Source organism: Mesorhizobium sp. CA6, assembly GCF_020165035.1.
In the GTDB taxonomy this organism is placed as follows: domain Bacteria; phylum Pseudomonadota; class Alphaproteobacteria; order Rhizobiales; family Rhizobiaceae; genus Mesorhizobium.
Genome location: NZ_JAIUHI010000028.1, coordinates 1 through 15,403, shown reverse-complemented (window position 1 = coordinate 15,403; position 15,403 = coordinate 1). Strand labels below are relative to the sequence as shown.

Sequence of the window (15,403 nt, the reverse complement as noted above, 5' to 3'; positions counted from 1 at the left end):
GTCATGCCTCCATCGTCTTGATGCGGGTGGTGCGCGGCAGGCAGGCGAGGCTGCCGGGCGCCGCCAGAATGATGTCGACGCCGCGCGGGAAACGCTGGGTGTTCTGCTTCCACTGCTCGACGAAATGGCGCGGCATGCCGGGAGGCGCGATCATCGACGTCTTTTCGATCCCCGGACCTTCGAGCAGCAGCGACGGGCCCGAGGCAAGATCGTCGACCAAGAGGATCAGCGTCGTCGAGCGGTCGGGATATTCTTGCGTGCCTTGCGCAAAACCATCGAGCGCCGCCATCTCCTTCGGATTGGCGATCAGGGCGAAATGTGCGTCGGCCGGCGTGTTTGCCGAGGGCGCGCCGGTGTGAAAGCCGAGCCAGGCCTTGACCGCGGCTTCCGTCTGCAGCGGCGGGTCGAGCCAGACCGGCGTGTCGTTGTCGCAGAGCGAGAGCGCCACGGCGCCGGCCGTCGCCGACAGCGGCACCGGCGGGCGAGCGAGCTGCCGCAGGTTCTGGACGGTGCCGGGGCGGGCCATCGCGTCCATGATGGCGCGGAACACCGCCTGGGCGTTGAAGACCGGCTCTGCGAAGCCGCCATCGATCGATTGCGTGGCGATATCCATCAGTCTTCTCCGCGCACCATGGTGAAGAAATCCACTTTCGTGGCCGCTGTTTCGACGCGCTTTGTCTCGCGCGCCGCGGCAAGCGCTGCGCGCAAGGGCGCGGCGAGCTTTGTCTCGACCGCTTCGCGGTGCGCCGGGTCCCGCCACAGCGCGTCGGCGATCGCCGCTAGCTTGGCTTTTCCCTTGTCGCGGCCGAGCGCATAGGAGTGGCCGACCTGGCCGGAGGGCAGACGCACCGTGGCGCGGGTGACCGTCGCTTCGCCGACATTGAACGGTGCGCCACCGCCGCCGATCCGCCCGCGCACCGTCACCAGTCCGGTTTCGGGGCCGCGCAAAAGCTCGGCTTCGGAGGGCAGGCCCGACTCGTTCCACAGGCGGGCGATCTCGTCGGCCGCGGCATGCGCCAGCGTCGCCATCAAGGCTTTCCGCCCGGCCTGCTCGCGCGCTTCCTGTCCTCGCATGGCATCGCTCCTCGCATAGAGAAATTTGTCTATTGATATAGACAACTATACAAATTATACTCACTTGGTATCGGGAGTCCATGACGGGTGGATGACAACGGGTGCAAAAGTTAGGGGTGATGACGTTGGGGGCGGGGAAATGACCGGGCTGGCAAGCAGCATCGAGAGGCGCAACGGCGTATCGCTATGGCGGCAGATCGCCGACAGGATTCTGCAGGCGATCGCCAATGGCGATTTCGCCGAGAATGCGGCGCTGCCGCCTGAAGTCGCGCTGGCCGAGCGCTATGGCGTCAACCGCCACACGGTGCGCAGCGCCATTGCAGCACTGGTGCAGGAAGGCGTGCTGAGGGCCGAGCAGGGACGCGGCACCTTCGTGTTGTCGCGCAAGCGGCTGTCCTATCCGATCGGCGCGCGCACGCGCTTCTCGACCGGGCTGCAGGGGCAGACGAGCGAGCGACATATCGCGCTGCTGTCGTCGTCGACCGAGCCGGCCGGCCGGCGCATCGCCGAGGCGCTGGGCATCGCCAAAGGCGCTGCCGTCATCCGCCTGGAGACGCGCGGCGAGGCCGACGGTCATGCGGTGTCGCGCGCGACGACCTGGTTCGATGCCAAGCGCTTCGCCGGAATCGAGGCGGCAATGGCGGAAACGGGATCGATCACCGCCTCACTGAAGCGCTTCGGCATCAACGATTATCTGCGGCATTCGACCGTGCTGTCGGCGCGCCATGCCGACGCAGACGATCTTGCAGCCCTCGATCTGCAGCCCGGCGCGATCGTGCTGGTCACCGTCGCCGTCAACGTCACGCTCGACGGTGAGCCGATCCAATTCGCGGAATCGCGCTTTCCCGCGGAGCGGGTGGAGCTGAAGTTGTCGGTGTTGTAGGGAGTGCCGGTTTTATACGAGACCGTGATTGATCTGCTTCACGCTGATGTCAGGTCGCTTACTTGTCAGCGGCTTGGCGTTTGAGGCTCGCCTTCCCCCACTCCGTCTCGGCTTCGCCGAGCCACCTCTCCCCCCTCCGGAGGGAGAGGAAAGGAGCACGCTGGCGACCGGAGAAGCAGTGTGTCCGGTTGAAGAGCGTTGGCTGCAAGGCTCGCACTCTTCCTCTCCCCCGTCGACCGGGGGAGAGGTGGCTCGGCGAAGCCGAGACGGAGCGGGGGTCGACCTGTGCGGCGCTCCGTCAATTCGGGCTGAGTTCACCGCCTGTCATGTTATCACCCGACCTCTATGACCGCCTTGATCAGTCCCGACTTCTCGTGCGTCCATCGGGCAAGGTCGCGCGGCGTTCCGGCGAGCGTGGTGCGATGGGTGACGAGCTTGTTCAACGGCACAGCGCCGTTGCGGATCGAATCTGCGACATGGTCGAAATCGGCCTTCAGCGCGTTGCGGCTGCCGACCAGCATCATCTCGCGCTTATGGAATTCAGGGTCGGAGAAGGTGATGTCGTCCTTGACGACGCTGACCAGCACCAGCGTGCCGCCATGCGCGACATGGGCGAAGGCCGACTGCACGGACTGGGTGTTGCCGGTCGCGTCGAACACGAGGTCGAACCCTTCGCCGGCTGTTGCCTGTTGGACCAGCTCGGCAGCCGGCCTCTTCGAGCTGTCCAGCGGGGCAAAGCCGAGCTGCTTCTCGGCGAAGCCGAGACGTTCGGCGCTCATGTCGAGCAGGCTGACATCCAGCCCGGCAATGCGCGCGAAGATCGCCGTGCCGAGGCCGATCGGGCCGGCGCCGATGACCAGCGTGCGCTGGCCGGGCAGCCCGAGCGATCGGCGTACCGCATGCGCGCCGATGGCCAGGAATTCCACCGCCGCGGCGTCGGCCAGCGACAGGCCGTTCGTCGGGTAGAGGTTCTGCGCCGGCACCAGGATTTCGTCGCACATGGCGCCGTCGCGATGGACGCCCAGCACCTCGATCTTCACGCAGCAGTTCGGCTTGCCGCGCCGGCAGGCAATGCATTTGCCGCATGAAAGATAGGGATTGATGACGACCGGCTCGCCGACGCTGATCTCGACGCCTTCGCCCTTCTCGACGATCGTGCCGGCAACCTCATGGCCCATGATGCGCGGATAGGCCAGAAACGGGTGCTTGCCTTCGAAGATGTGGTAGTCGGTTCCGCAGATGCCGACATGGCTGACCGCAACGCGCGCCCAGCCGGGCGGCGGTGCGCCGGGCCCGGCGCGGTCTTCGAGGACAAGCTCGCCGGGCGAACGGCAGACAACGGCTTTCATATCGCAAATCCAGGCAAAGAGCGCCGGCGCCGCTCGAGCGGGGCCGGCGCGTTAGTTTCACGTAGGAGTCATTTGCCGCGACGACGCAGGCCGTCGAAGTAGACGATGACGATGATCAGCAGGCCGGTGATGACGCGCTGCCAGAAGGTGTTGACGTTGAGCAGGTTGGCGCCGTTGTTGATGGTCGAAAGGATGAAGGAGCCGATCAGCGGACCGTGCACGGAGCCGATGGCGCCAAACAGCGAGGTGCCGCCGATCACCGACGAGGCGATGGCCTGCAGCTCATAAGTGTCGCCCTGCGTCGGGTTGCCGATGCCGATGCGCGAGGCCAGGAGCACGCCGACGATGGCGGCAAGCAGGCCGGACAGGATGTAGGCCATGAAGATGGTTCGCGGCACGTTGACGCCGGACAGGCGCGCGGCCTCGGCGTTGGAGCCGACCGAGAACAGGTAGCGGCCCCAGCGCGTATGGTGCAGGAACACGTAGGACGGGATGGCGACCAGGATCACCATCCAGAACAGGTAGGGAATGCCCGCGAGCGAGCCGCGCGAGAAAGCCTGGAACGAGTCGCTGTTGATGGAGATCGAGTTGCCGTTCGTCATCAGGAGGCCGATGCCGCGCAGCGAGGTCATGGTGGCCAAGGTGATGATGAAGGGCGGCAGGCCCATCTTGACGATGCCGAAGCCGTGGAAGAGGCCGATGGCGACGCCCACCAGCAGCGTGATCAGCACCGCGGCCCAGATCGGCCAGCCGGCGTTGATCAAAAGCGCGACAATGACGGTGGTGAAGCCGACCACCGCGCCGACCGACAGATCGATGCCGCCGGTGATGATGACGAAAGTCTGGCCGACGGCGAGGATGGCGATCAGCGAGCCCTGACGCAGAAGGTTGGTGATGTTGAGCGTCGTGGCGAAGGACGGCGTGGCGACGGCCAGCACGATCCACATCAGGAGCAGAAGGCCAAGCAGCGTCAGGCCGAAGAGGGCGTTGAAATTGCGCTTGGGTTTTTCGGCGGGGATCGCCTCGGTGCTCATTTTTGTCCTCCCGACTTTTCTTGTTTCTCGGCCAGTGCCTGACCCAAAATGTCCTCGTGGCTGGCGGTGCGGAAACCGTGGGTCGCGACCAGCTTGCCGCGCCGGAACACGTGCAGCGTGTCTGCAAGCTCGTAGACTTCCGGCAGATAGGACGAGATCAGGATGATGCCGGCGCCCTTGGACAGGAGCGTCGAGAACAGGCGGTAGATCTCGGCCTTGGTGCCGACATCGACGCCCACCGTCGGCTCGTCGAAGATGAACAGCTTGGCGCCATGCGCCAGCCATTTGCCGATGACGATCTTCTGCTGGTTGCCGCCCGACAGGCTGGAGGCGAGCGCATGGCGCGTCGGCGTCTTGATGCGCAGGTCGGCGATCTGGCGGTCGGCCTCGGCCTTCTCCTTGGCGCCGGAGATCAGAAAATTGCTGGAGATGCGCTTGTAGATAGGCAGGTTGAGGTTGATGCCGACCGGCAAATTGAGGCACAGACCCTGGTCGCGGCGGCTTTCCGGCGCCAGCGCCATGCCGAGCCGGATCGCATCGTGCTCGGAGTTGACCTGGACCTCCTTGCCTTGCCAGAGAATCTGGCCGGCCGACTTCCTGTGGCGGCCGTAAAGCGTGGTGACGAACTCGCTGCGGCCGGCACCGATCAGGCCGTAGAGGCCGACGATCTCGCCGGCGCGGACGGTCACCGAGACATTCTCGAAGCCTTTGCCCGAAAGGTTCCTCGTCTCGACAATCGTGGCGCCGGGGGTGAAATGTTCCTTGTGGTAGATCTGCTCGATCGAGCGGTTGATCATCAGCTTGACCAGTTCGGGCTCGTCGGTCTCGGCAATGTTGCGGGTGCCGACCAGAGTGCCGTCGCGCAGCACGGAAACGCGGTCGGCGAGCTCGAACACTTCCTCCATGCGGTGGCTGATATAAATGATGGTGACGCCTTCGCCTTTGAGCCGGCGGATCAGCTTGAAGAGCTGGTCGGCCTCCTTGCGGGTGAGGTAAGCGGTCGGTTCGTCGAAGATCAGAAATTTCGTGCCGCGCACCGTAGCGCGGGCGGCGGCGATCAGCTGCTGCTGGCCGATGGTGAGATCGCCAAGCATGACATGCGCCGGCAAGTCGAAGCCCAACCCGTCGATGATCTTCTGCGCGTCCTTGACCATGGCGCGCTGCTGCAGGAGGCCGAAGCGTGACTCCTCCTCGCCGAGGAACATGTTGGCGGCGACGGTGAGATGGCGGCAGAGCACCACCTCCTGGTGGACGGCGTTGATGCCCAGCGCCATCGCCTCATGCGGCGTGGCCAAGGCGGTCGGCTTGCCTTCCCAGATCACCTCGCCGGAGGTGCGCGGCATGACGCCGGTCAGGAGTTTTATCAGGGTCGACTTGCCGGCGCCGTTCTCGCCGACGATCGCGTGGATCTCGCCTGCCTTGAAGGCAAGATGCACAGGTTTCAGCGCATGCGTGCCGGGGTAGCGCTTTTCCAGGCCGTTGAGCTCGAGGATCGTCCTGCCCGGTTCCAGCGTGGGGGCCGGATGCAATTCCTGCGCCGTCGACGTCATGACAATCCTCCCAGATTGGCCTCAACCATTGGGTACGCAGCGATGCGTCTGGCGCGCATCTTGAAGGCGGAGCCTAAATCGGGCCGGCGAATTTCCAAATCGCCCCGATGGATGTTTCCGGGGCGCGAGGCCCCGGAAACGACTGTCGCGACGCTGCTCACTTGAGCTTCGGGTTGAGCAGCGCGTCGATCTTGGGATCCTTCATGTTGTCTTTGGTGACGAGGTTCGCGCCGGTGTCGACATTGGCCTCGACCTTCTCGCCCTTCGAGGCGGCCAAGGCGGTCTTGATGCCGTCATAGCCCATCCGGTACGGATCCTGGACGACCAGGCCCGAGATGACGCCGTCATTGAGGAACTTGATCAGCTTTTCGTCGCTGTCGAAGCCGATCAGCGCCACCTTGCCGCCGAGATTGTTTTCGGCGATCGCCTGGCCGACGCCCTGCGCCATGATCAGGTTCGAGGCGAAGATGCCCTTGAGGTCCGGATTGGCGGTGATCAGGTCGGTCGCGATGTTGAGGCCGGTGGTGGCCTGGCCGTCGGCATATTTGTCGGCGACAAGCTCGAGGCCCGGATACTTGGCCTTGATCTGTTCGATGAAGCCTTGCTTGCGCTGCTCGAGCGAGCCGGCGCCGGGAAGTGCCGTGATCAGCGCGACTTTGCCTTCCACCTTGCCGCCGTTGGCGGCGCCGATTGCGGCGGCGAGGCCGTCAGCGGCGACGCGGCCGCCCTGCACGTTGTCGGTGGTCAGGAAGGAGGTGAAGGCCTTGGAATCGGCGCCGGAGTCGATGCCGATGACCTTGACCTTGGAGGCAGCCTCGTCGATCGGCTTGCCGAGCGCCTTGAACTCGGTCGGCGAGATGACGACGGCCGCCGGGTTGCTGGCGACGGCGTTTTCCAGGATCGAGATCTGGCCGTTGACGTCGGTTTCGGCCTGGGCGCCGAGTTCCGGCACGTTGACGCCGAGATCCTTGCCGGCCTTGCGGGCGCCGGCCAGAACGATCTGCCAGTAGAAGGATGTGGTATCCTTGACGATGATCGGAATGGTCACGTCGGCCGCCGAGGCGGGCGCGGAATGCATCGCGCCGGCGAGCATCGAAGCGGCGGCCAAAGCCACGAAGGCGCGGCGGTTGAGAAGGCTGGTCACGAATTTCATTAGGTTCCTCCCTAAGTCGCCTGGTGAAGGTTGCGGAAGCTCCATCTGGATAGGCGCGGCCCAAACAGAACTTTATCAATAAAAAACAGATACCGTTTTTTGATAGAGCATTGCCGTGACCGATGCAAGCGATGTCTGCTGCCGTGCGCGACGCGGGCTAGGGTCCGTTCGGCTCGTCCCTGGCAGTGCTCGGATGCTCCCGTTCCTCCTTATCCGCATGGAACAATAATTTCATAATTCTGTCAACATGGAATATTTATTCCATAGAAAAAGCCTGCACGGTAGTGAAGGTCGCCTCCTGTTGTCGGTGGCGCTTCCGACGCGATAACGGCCTTTGATTAAAGCGTCGCGCCGAGGTGCCACGGCACGAATTCGTTGTCGCCGTAGCCGAACGCCTCGCTCTTGGTCTTGCGGCCGGACGCCGTCTCGATGATCAGCTCGAAGATCTCGCGGCCCATGCCGGCGATGGTCTTCTCGCCCGAGGCTATAACCCCGCAATTGACGTCCATGTCCTCTTCCATCTGGTGATACATGGTCGAATTGGTGGCGACCTTGATCGACGGCGTCGGCCGGCAGCCAAAGCAGGAGCCGCGGCCGGTGGTGAAGACGATGACATTGGCGCCGCCGGCGACCTGGCCGGTGGCCGAAACCGGATCGTAGCCGGGCGTGTCCATGAACACCAGGCCGCTGCCCGAGACTTTCTCGGCATAGCCGAAAACGCCGTTGAGCGGCGTCTGGCCGCCCTTGGCGACCGCGCCCAGTGATTTCTCGAGGATCGTGGTCAGGCCACCGCGCTTGTTGCCGGGCGAGGGATTGTTGTCGATCGAGGCGCCGTGCTTGGCGGTATGGTCCTCCCACCACTTCACAAAGCCGTCAAGCTTGGCGGCGATCTCGGGCGAGGCGGCGCGGTAGGCCAGCAGATGCTCGGCGCCGTAGATCTCGGTGGTCTCCGACAAGATGCCGATGCCGCCGCAGTCTGCCAGGATATCGACGGCGGCGCCCAATGCCGGATTTGCCGTGATGCCGGACATGCCGTCCGAGCCGCCGCATTGCAGCCCGACGACGATCTCCGAGACCGGGATCGGCTCACGCTGCAGCTGGCCCACTTCCTCGGCGATCTCGGCCAGAACGCCCATCGCGCGCTCGACCGATTTGCGCGAGCCGCCGGCTTCCTGGATGTTGAAATGCCGCTTTCCCGCGGCCACGCCCTTCTGGCCGTAAAGCGTGAGTTGGTTGACCTCGCAGCCCAGGCCCACCATTAGCACGCCGCCGAAATTCGGATGGCGCGCATAGCCGGCTAAAGTGCGGTGCAGAACCATCATGCCGTCGCCGGTGGCGCTCATGCCGCAGCCCTGGCCGTGCACGATCGGCACGAAGCCGTCGATGCCGGGATATTTCGGCAGAAGTGTGCGGTTGGCTTCGTCCGCAATGGCGTGGCAGACGGTCGACGAGCAATTGACGCTGGCGATGATGCCGATGAAGTTGCGCGTGCCGGAGCGCCCATCGGCGCGGCGGTAGCCCATGAAGGTGCGCTTGCGGTCGGCCTCGGTGGCATGCTCGGCCTCGCTCGGCGGCACCACCGGCAAGCGGCCGCTCTCGAAAACCAGATTGTGCGAATGAACATGCTCGCCGGGCGCAATGTCTTGCGTGGCGCGGCCGATCGCCTGGGCGTATTTCACAACCGCTTCGCCCGCTGGGATCGGCTTGATCGCCACCTTGTGGCCCGGCTCGATCACGGCAGTCGCGGTTGCGCCGCCCGGCAATGGCGTTCCAATCTCGATGCGCCCGTTGGCAACGGCGACATTATCGGAGGGTGAGAGAAGGATGGTGTTTGCAACGTTCACGGGCGGCTGTCCTGGGTGATCCTGGGAATGCGGGCGGATTGACTTGCGCCCGTTTAAAGGTAATGTCTTTTATCGGGAAAAAACAATTTTGCGTCAATTGTTTTTTCGCTCGGTTGGCGCTCGTCTTTTGGACGCCCGCGCCGCCCGTTTGGCAAGCCGGCGAAAAGCGTTCCGCTTTTCGGAGGCTTGCGCCAGAGCAATTCCAGGAAAAGGGCGTAGCGGCTTTCCGTCCGGAATTGCGCAGAAACAAAGATTTAGCGCAGTTCGGCGATTCCGAGAAACGCTGAACTGCTCTAGGAACACCGATCATATCGCGTTTCCGGCAGGCCGCCGCAAGCGTTGGGGGATACGGGGCATGTCGAAAAGCAACAATGTCTACAAGGACGCCTTCAACCGCTGCCTCAGGTTGCTCGACGAGACCAAGAGCCTGCCGTCGGAGCCTGAGCTCGGCACGCTGCTCGGCGTCAGCCGCACCACGGTGCGCAGCATCCTTGCGCGCATGGAAGAAACCGGGCTTATCGACTGGAACAAGCGTAATAAGACCGTGCTCAGGGCGCCGCGGTCCGAGGACTTCTTCCCCGAGGAGGAGACCGACTCGCTGGCCGAGATCATCGAGCGCTCTTTCATGCGGCGTCTGCTTGCGGGAGGCGCCGAAGCCGGCATGCAGATCAACGAGCTGGAGCTGGCGCGCGAGATCGGCGTCGGCACCACCAGCGTGCGCGAATTCCTGATCCGCTTCTCGCGCTTCGGGCTGATCGAGAAGCGGCGCAACAGCCACTGGGTGCTGAAGGGTTTCACACGCGCCTTCGCGCTGGAGCTGACCGAGATCCGCGAGATTTTCGAGCTGCGTTCGGCGGCGGCTTTCGCCGCGCTGCCGGAAGATAGCGCCGTATGGGCCGATCTTGACCGGCTGGAGCTCGAGCATCGCCAGCTCGCCAGCGAGATCGCCACGCGCTTCAACGAATTCTCCGAGCTCGACGAGCGCTTCCACCGGCTGATCCACCGCGCCTCGCACAATCGCTTCATCGTCGACTTCTACGATGTCATCGCGATGATCTTCCATTACCACTATCAGTGGAACAAGGCTGAGGAGCGCCAGCGCAACGAGGTCGCTATCCAGGAGCATCTCGCCTATATCGCGGCGCTGAAATCGCGCGATCCCGGCAAGGTGGACGCCGCCTGTCGCAAGCACCTGAAGTCGGCGCGCCAGACGCTGCTGACCTCAATTCCCGAAGGGCGGCAGATGCAGCCCGCCTAGGGTCTGTCGAGATTCAGGTGATGCCGGCCTGCGAAGGGCGGCTTCCTGCGCTTCCGGTGCTCACGTACCTGACCTGAATCTCGACAGACCCTCACGCATGTCGTCCAGAAGCGTGCAGCGGTTTTGGGACAACGACATGCATAAAAACAAGCGCGTCGCGCCGCGTTGCCGCAGCGCGGTTTTGCCGATTTCCCGCGCGCATTCCCCGTGCTACCGTCGACGCGTTTCCGGGAGAGGCTTTGCGTTGGATATCCGGCTGAGACGATGGAGCATGCCGGCCGCGTTCGTCGCGGCGCTGCTTCTATTGCTTCAGTCCTCTCTCGGCGCTTTCGCCTTCGGCGCGCCTTCGCAGGTCGACGCCTTCGGCAACGTCATCTGCACGCATGAAGGGGCTGTAAAACTCCCCGGCGGCGATCCCCACCAACAACATCTGCCGGCCTGCTGCTCGCTCGGCTGCAACATGGTTTCGGCGGCGCATATGCCGCCGCCGGAGGCCGGCGCCCTGGCCAGGACCCAGCTTTTCGAGGCCGTCGCCTTCCAGCTTCCGGCCTTCCGGCACCAGGATTTCGCCCGCGACCGCTCTCCGGCTAATCCGCGCGCGCCGCCGGCGATGGTCTGATCCGCGGAACCTTCCGCAGGCCTATTCATCCAAAGATCACACTGTTCGCGGCCGCATTCCGGCGCGATCCCGTACTCGTGGAGCAACCATGTCCAATCTTCTTCCCAAGGCGCAAGCCTTCGCCCTTCGCGGCGCGCCGCCGTTTCACCTCCAACTGCGCGTTGGCCTTGCCGTGCTCAGCCTTTTTCTTCTCTTGGCCTGCATTCCCGCCGCCTTGGCGCATGATTTCAAGGTCGGCGATCTCGAGATCGAGCATCCCTGGTCGCGGGCGACGCCGCCGGGTGCCAAGGTGGCCGGCGGCTATTTCACCGTGATCAACAACGGCAGCGCGCCGGACCGGCTGCTGTCGATCTCCTCCGACATCTCCGAAAAGGCCGAACTGCATGAGATGGGCGTCAAGGACGGCGTCATGACTATGCGGCCGGTCGAGGGCGGGCTGGAGATCCCGGCCGGCGGCAAGGTCGCGCTGAAGCCGGGCGCTTATCACCTGATGTTCACCGGCCTGAAGCGGCAGCCGAAGCAGGGCGAGAAATTTCCCGCGACGCTGACCTTCGAGAAGGCCGGCAGCGTCACCGTCGAGTTCGCCGTCGAAGGCATGGGCGAGACGGGCAGTGGCGATATGGGGGACATGGATCACGCCGAATAATCCGCCAATTCGAAATCAGAGGCACAATTCATGAAGAAGTATGTTTTGGCGGCGGGCGCGCTTTGCGCGCTCGGGACCAACGCCGCGCTCGCCCACATCACGCTCGAAACGCAGGAAGCGGCCGTCGGCTCGACCTACAAGGCCGTCTTGCGCGTGCCGCATGGCTGCGAGGGCAAGGCAACGACCGCGGTGCGTGTGCAGATCCCCGAAGGCGTCATCGCGGTGAAGCCGATGCCCAAGCCCGGCTGGACGCTGCAGGTCAAGAAGGGCAAATACGAGAAATCCTACCAGCTCTATGGCGAGGCCTTGACCACCGGCGTGAAGGAAATCGACTGGAGCGGCGGCAATCTGCCGGACGAATTCTATGACGAATTCGTCTTCCGCGCCTCGCTGGCGGCCGATCTGCCGGCCGGCCAGATGCTCTATTTCCCGGTGGTGCAGGAATGCGGCGACGCGGCCGAGCGCTGGATCGAGATCCCGGCGGCCGGCCAGGACGAGGACGCCTTGGAAACGCCTGCGCCCGGCATCAAATTGCTGCCGAAGAAATGATCTCTGTTGGCGCGCTCCCTCGGGATGCGCCAACATTTCCAGTTATGACGGCATGAACGCAGCACTGCCTTCCTCGATGAACCGCATGCTTGCCGGCTCGCTTGTCTGGCTGGCGGCAATGCTCGTGGCGATGGCGCTGCTCGTCGTGCCCGGCCGCGCTTTGGCGCATGCCGCGCTGGTCGCGACCGACCCGCCTGACGGCGCCGTGCTGACGCAAAGTCCCGGCAAATTCTCGCTGACCTTCAGCGAGCCCGTCTCGCCGCTGGTGCTGACGCTTGTGCGGCCGGACGGCTCACAGCTTGCGCTGACATCCTTCCGCCTCAAGGACCAGACCGTCGAGATCGACAATCCCGAAGCGCTCAAATTCGGCACGCATGTGCTGAGTTGGCGAGTCGTTTCGGTCGATGGTCATCCGGTCGGCGGCTCGGCGCTGTTTTCCATGGGCGCGCCAAGCGCGGCACCAGTGGCGGGTGAGGCCGTCGACTGGACGCTGCGGGTAGCGATCTGGCTCGGCAAGCTGTTTCTCTATGCCGGACTTTTTCTCGGCATCGGCGGCGCGTTCGCACTTGCCTGGCTCGCCGAGGACCGGCGCCGCGGCCGACGCTTCGTCATCGCGGCGCTTCTTATCGGTCTCGTCGGAGCGCCGCTTTCGCTCGGCCTGCAGGGGCTGGATGCGCTCGGCGCGCCGCTCGCCCGGTTTGCGACACCGGCTGTCTGGAAGACCGCGCTCGAGACGAGCTTCGTCTGGACGGTGCTGCTCGGCCTGATCGCGCTCGGCTTGGCTTTGCTTTCTCTTGCCGGACCGTCGGGCTTGCGCAAGCTGGCGGCGTCCGTAGCACTGCTCGGTGTTGGCGCGGCCCTTGCCGCGAGCGGTCACGCCAGCGCCGCCGAACCGCAATGGCTGACGCGGCCGCTGGTATTCCTGCACGGCACCGCGATCGCCTTCTGGGCGGGTGCGCTGGCGCCGCTCGGCCTCGCGCTGCGGCAGCAGCCGGCGGAAGCGAAAGTCTTTCTGCGGCGCTTCTCGCGCGCGATCCTGCCGGTCGTGGCTGTCCTTGCCGCCAGCGGCATCATGCTGGCGATCATCCAGGTGCAGCAGCCGGCAGCGTTGATCCATACCGCCTATGGCCGGCTGCTGCTGCTAAAGCTCACCCTGCTGCTCTTCCTGTTCACGTTGGCCTCCATCAATCGCTGGACGTTGACAGCGCCCGCCGTGGCCGGCGACACCGAGGTGCAGCGGCGGATGGTGCGCTCGATCGGCATCGAGATGCTGATCGCGCTCGCCATTTTCGGCGTCGCCGCCGGCTGGCGCTTCACCCCGCCGCCACGCGCGTTGGCGATCGCCGCCGCGCAACCGGTTTCGATCCACATCCACACGCTGAAGGCGATGGCCGATCTCGGCATCACGCCGGGCCATGCCGGCGAGGTTGCCGCTTCGATGATGATCATGACCGGCGAATTCGGGCCGCTCGACGCCAAGGAGGTGACGCTGGTGCTGTCGAAGCCGGATTCCGGCATCGAGCCGATCAAGCGGCCGGCGAGAAAATCCGGCGACGGCACCTGGCGTATCGACAATCTCGTCATCCCGCTGCCGGGCCGCTGGGACGCCCGGCTCGATATCCTCGTTTCGGACTTCGAGGTGGTGAAGATCGAGGCACCAATTAATATTCGCGCAGAGTGAAATTGAGAGTGAATGGTGAATAGTGAATGGTGAATGGTGAATAGCAGGCGATTTTCGTTTCCGCGTCGCGACGGCGTTCGCCTGTCCATTTCACTATTCACCATTCACCATTCGCCCTCAGTCTTCACCCTCGGTCTCACCGATCTCGACACAATTCGGCGAGACGGTTGACGCAGCCGCCAAGGCCCGTCATTCATCTGGGAAAGGCGTTCTCCAGGACGCAACCCACAACAAGCATCCGAACGCAGGGAAGAAACGATGGAAAAAGCCGAAATCGGCCTGATCGGCCTTGGCACGATGGGTTCCAACCTGGCGCTCAACATCGCCGAGCACGGGCACCGCATCGCCGTCTTCAACCGCACGGCATCGCGCACCGACGCCTTTGTCGAGAGTGCCGGTTCGCTGAAGGGCATGGTCGTTCCCTGCTACAGCCTGGAGGAGCTCGCCGCCGCGATCCGGCCCCCGCGGCCGATCATCATCATGGTGCTGGCCGGCAAGCCGGTCGACGAGCAGATCGCGGCGCTGCGCGGTGTGCTCTCTCACAACGACATCGTCATCGATGCCGGCAACGCCAATTTCCGCGACACGATGCGCCGCTTCTCGGAGCTGTCCGGCTCGGGCCTGACCTTCATCGGCATGGGCGTGTCGGGCGGCGAGGAGGGCGCGCGGCACGGCCCCTCGATCATGGTCGGCGGCACCGAGGAGTCCTGGAAGCGCGTCGAGAAAGTGCTGACGGCGATCTCGGCCAAGTTCAAGGACGAGCCCTGCGCCGCCTGGCTCGGCACCGACGGCGCCGGCCATTTCGTCAAGACCATCCACAACGGCATCGAATATGCCGACATGCAGATGATCGCCGAGATCTACGGCATCTTGCGCGACGGCCTCGGCATGGCGCCGAAGGAGATCGGCAAGGTCTTCGAAGAATGGAATAAGGGCCGGCTCAACTCCTACCTGATCGAGATCACCGCAAAAGTTCTCGCCGCCGACGATCCCAAGACCGGCAAGCCGGTTGCCGACATCATCCTCGACCGTGCCGGGCAGAAGGGCACCGGCAAATGGTCGGTCATCGAAGCGCAGCAGCTCGGCATTCCGGCGACGGCGATCGAGGCGGCGGTCGCGGCGCGCGTGCTGTCCTCGATCAAGGATGAGCGGCAGGCGGCGGAAAAGGCCTACGGCAATATCGGCGTCGAAAAGATTTCCGGCGACAAGGCTGCGCTGCTCAAGGATCTGGAGCTGGCCTTGTTCGCCGGCAAGATCGCGGCTTACGCCCAAGGCTTCGCGGTCATGAGCGGCGCCTCCAAGGAATTCAACTGGAACCTGCCCATGCCGACCATCGCCAAGATCTGGCGCGCCGGCTGCATCATCCGCTCGCAGATGCTGGACACGATGGCCGAGGCCTTCGGTTCAGGCGGCGCTTCCACCAATCTGCTGATGGCGCCGGCCTTCATCGCCATGATGAAGGAGGCGCATCCGTCGCTGAGGCGCATCGTGGCGCGCGCCTCCGAAGCCGGCTCGCCGGTGCCGGCGCTGTCGTCGGCGCTCGCCTATTTCGACAGCTACCGCCAAGGACGCGGCACCTCGAACCTGATCCAGGCGCAGCGTGACTTCTTCGGCGCGCACGGCTTCGAGCGCATCGGGGAAGAGGGGGCGTTTCATGGCCCATGGGGGAGTGGGGCCGCCTAGGGCCAGGTGAGGCCGGCCTGCAAATGGCGGCTTCCTGCGCTTCCGGTGCTCACGTACTTTAAGTACGCTCCGCTCCGGTT

Annotated in this window: 14 protein-coding genes; 7 read left to right on the top strand and 7 right to left on the bottom strand. The window is 64.4% G+C overall.

All coding sequences use genetic code 11. The features are described from left to right. Nucleotide 1 precedes the first annotated feature (1 nt). On the bottom strand, nt 2-613 hold the full coding sequence (gene phnH, locus LB526_RS28095; protein ID WP_224532068.1) for a phosphonate C-P lyase system protein PhnH: 612 nt from the start codon (nt 611-613) through the stop codon (nt 2-4). After that, nucleotides 613-1,074 carry a phosphonate C-P lyase system protein PhnG gene (gene phnG / locus LB526_RS28090; RefSeq protein ID WP_140845185.1) on the bottom strand — a complete coding sequence of 154 codons (462 nt, stop codon included), beginning with the start codon at nt 1,072-1,074 and terminating at the stop codon, nt 613-615. The genes phnH and phnG overlap by 1 nt, the downstream gene beginning before the upstream one ends. A gap of 139 nt (nt 1,075-1,213) precedes the next feature. Here phnG and phnF point away from each other — a divergent pair, with 139 nt between their 5' ends. After that, the gene (gene phnF, locus LB526_RS28085; protein ID WP_224532067.1) at nt 1,214-1,957 is read left to right on the top strand and encodes a phosphonate metabolism transcriptional regulator PhnF; all 744 of its coding nucleotides are present in this window, start codon (nt 1,214-1,216) and stop codon (nt 1,955-1,957) included. A gap of 332 nt (nt 1,958-2,289) precedes the next feature. On the opposite strand, the gene LB526_RS28080 is transcribed toward phnF, so the two are convergent. From LB526_RS28080 to LB526_RS28060, 5 genes are all read right to left on the bottom strand, one after another. Beyond that, a complete protein-coding gene (locus LB526_RS28080) occupies nt 2,290-3,306 on the bottom strand; it encodes a zinc-binding alcohol dehydrogenase family protein (RefSeq protein WP_224532066.1) in 1,017 nt (338 codons plus the stop codon). Between the two features lie 68 nt (nt 3,307-3,374). Further along, on the bottom strand, nt 3,375-4,340 hold the full coding sequence (locus LB526_RS28075) for an ABC transporter permease (protein ID WP_224532065.1): 966 nt from the start codon (nt 4,338-4,340) through the stop codon (nt 3,375-3,377). Next, entirely contained in the window at nt 4,337-5,890 is a 1,554-nt protein-coding gene (locus tag LB526_RS28070; protein WP_224532064.1) for a sugar ABC transporter ATP-binding protein, read from the bottom strand. The genes LB526_RS28075 and LB526_RS28070 overlap by 4 nt, the downstream gene beginning before the upstream one ends. Before the next feature lie 157 nt (nt 5,891-6,047). After that, entirely contained in the window at nt 6,048-7,043 is a 996-nt protein-coding gene (locus tag LB526_RS28065; protein ID WP_095769220.1) for an ABC transporter substrate-binding protein, read from the bottom strand. Between the two features lie 338 nt (nt 7,044-7,381). After that, on the bottom strand, nt 7,382-8,887 hold the full coding sequence (locus LB526_RS28060; RefSeq protein WP_224606821.1) for a UxaA family hydrolase: 1,506 nt from the start codon (nt 8,885-8,887) through the stop codon (nt 7,382-7,384). A gap of 355 nt (nt 8,888-9,242) precedes the next feature. Between LB526_RS28060 and LB526_RS28055 the strand changes: the two genes are divergently transcribed. The 6 genes from LB526_RS28055 (at nt 9,243) to gndA (ending at nt 15,323) form a co-directional block, all read left to right on the top strand. Further along, nucleotides 9,243-10,145, top strand: a complete 903-nt coding sequence (locus LB526_RS28055) for a GntR family transcriptional regulator (RefSeq protein ID WP_095769222.1) — start codon at nt 9,243-9,245, stop codon at nt 10,143-10,145. Nucleotides 10,146-10,416: 271 nt separating this feature from the next. Further along, a complete protein-coding gene (locus tag LB526_RS28050; protein ID WP_224546239.1) occupies nt 10,417-10,764 on the top strand; it encodes a DUF2946 family protein in 348 nt (115 codons plus the stop codon). Between the two features lie 88 nt (nt 10,765-10,852). Beyond that, nucleotides 10,853-11,410, top strand: coding sequence for a copper chaperone PCu(A)C (locus LB526_RS28045; RefSeq protein ID WP_224630485.1), 558 nt, complete (start codon nt 10,853-10,855; stop codon nt 11,408-11,410). Nucleotides 11,411-11,440: 30 nt separating this feature from the next. Next, nucleotides 11,441-11,959: a YcnI family protein gene (locus LB526_RS28040; protein ID WP_224630484.1), complete on the top strand. Its 519-nt coding sequence runs from the start codon at nt 11,441-11,443 to the stop codon at nt 11,957-11,959. Nucleotides 11,960-12,077: 118 nt separating this feature from the next. Next, a complete protein-coding gene (locus LB526_RS28035) occupies nt 12,078-13,640 on the top strand; it encodes a copper resistance CopC/CopD family protein (RefSeq protein ID WP_411968270.1) in 1,563 nt (520 codons plus the stop codon). Between the two features lie 195 nt (nt 13,641-13,835). After that, nucleotides 13,836-15,323, top strand: coding sequence for an NADP-dependent phosphogluconate dehydrogenase (gndA, locus tag LB526_RS28030; protein WP_318013291.1), 1,488 nt, complete (start codon nt 13,836-13,838; stop codon nt 15,321-15,323). Nucleotides 15,324-15,403 lie beyond the last annotated feature (80 nt).

Excerpts from the sequence above, each read along its gene's own strand:
- phnF (WP_224532067.1), top strand. The coding sequence starts at position 1,214 with ATGACCGGGCTGGCAAGCAGCATCGAGAGGCGCAACGGCGTATCGCTA.
- phnH (WP_224532068.1), bottom strand. The coding sequence starts at position 613 with ATGGATATCGCCACGCAATCGATCGATGGCGGCTTCGCAGAGCCGGTC.
- LB526_RS28075 (WP_224532065.1), bottom strand. The coding sequence starts at position 4,340 with ATGAGCACCGAGGCGATCCCCGCCGAAAAACCCAAGCGCAATTTCAAC.
- LB526_RS28080 (WP_224532066.1), bottom strand. The coding sequence starts at position 3,306 with ATGAAAGCCGTTGTCTGCCGTTCGCCCGGCGAGCTTGTCCTCGAAGAC.
- phnG (WP_140845185.1), bottom strand. The coding sequence starts at position 1,074 with ATGCGAGGACAGGAAGCGCGCGAGCAGGCCGGGCGGAAAGCCTTGATG.
- LB526_RS28055 (WP_095769222.1), top strand. The coding sequence starts at position 9,243 with ATGTCGAAAAGCAACAATGTCTACAAGGACGCCTTCAACCGCTGCCTC.
- LB526_RS28035 (WP_411968270.1), top strand. The coding sequence starts at position 12,078 with ATGCTCGTGGCGATGGCGCTGCTCGTCGTGCCCGGCCGCGCTTTGGCG.
- LB526_RS28040 (WP_224630484.1), top strand. The coding sequence starts at position 11,441 with ATGAAGAAGTATGTTTTGGCGGCGGGCGCGCTTTGCGCGCTCGGGACC.
- LB526_RS28045 (WP_224630485.1), top strand. The coding sequence starts at position 10,853 with ATGTCCAATCTTCTTCCCAAGGCGCAAGCCTTCGCCCTTCGCGGCGCG.
- LB526_RS28050 (WP_224546239.1), top strand. The coding sequence starts at position 10,417 with ATGCCGGCCGCGTTCGTCGCGGCGCTGCTTCTATTGCTTCAGTCCTCT.
- LB526_RS28070 (WP_224532064.1), bottom strand. The coding sequence starts at position 5,890 with ATGACGTCGACGGCGCAGGAATTGCATCCGGCCCCCACGCTGGAACCG.
- LB526_RS28065 (WP_095769220.1), bottom strand. The coding sequence starts at position 7,043 with ATGAAATTCGTGACCAGCCTTCTCAACCGCCGCGCCTTCGTGGCTTTG.